1 protein-coding gene is annotated in these 526 nt (G+C 69.6%); it reads left to right on the top strand.

Annotated elements, in window-relative coordinates:
• Nucleotides 1-338: hypothetical protein (locus tag JI664_RS23625; RefSeq protein ID WP_211201770.1), on the top strand; the 338-nt coding region annotated here is incomplete at its 5' end.
• Between the last annotated feature and the right edge of the window lie 188 nt (nt 339-526).

The raw sequence follows: 526 nt of genomic DNA, 5'->3' as shown, positions 1-526 counted from the left end.
AGCAATACGGCTACAACAACCAGATCGGCGGCGGCCAGTCGGGCTATCGCCAGCGCCTCTCGGTGATCCAGGACGGCCGCTCGAACATCGCCATCGCCACCCAGGACGGCCGCCGCAACGAGGCCTTCGTCGGCCAGACCGGCGACAACAACATGGCCGATGTCGACCAATGGGGCCGCCGCAACGTCGCCGGCGTCAGCCAGTATGGCGACGATAACGACGCCACCGTGCGCCAGTATGGCCGCCGCAACGTCACCGCCGTGATCCAGGGCGGCGGCAGCTCGGCCAGCGTTACCCAGGCCGGGTCGGACAACGTCGTCGCCATCGTCCAGCAGTAAGCGTCGATCCGGTCCGGACGGCTTCCCCTCCGCCCGGACCCAGCGCCCGGATCCTGAGCCGCGGGGCCTCTCCCCGCTTGCCCCGCGGCCCCCTTTTTTCGTCACAGGAGTTTCCCATGCACAGCCCCGTTTCCCTCTCCGCCCTCCCTCTGCGCCGCAAGGCCGCCTCGCTGTTCCTGGGGCTCGCC

Source organism: Rhodobacter sp. NTK016B, assembly GCF_017303295.1.
In the GTDB taxonomy this organism is placed as follows: domain Bacteria; phylum Pseudomonadota; class Alphaproteobacteria; order Rhodobacterales; family Rhodobacteraceae; genus Pararhodobacter.
Note: the sequence above shows the minus strand (reverse complement) of the source record. Positions and strands in the feature narration are given on the sequence as shown.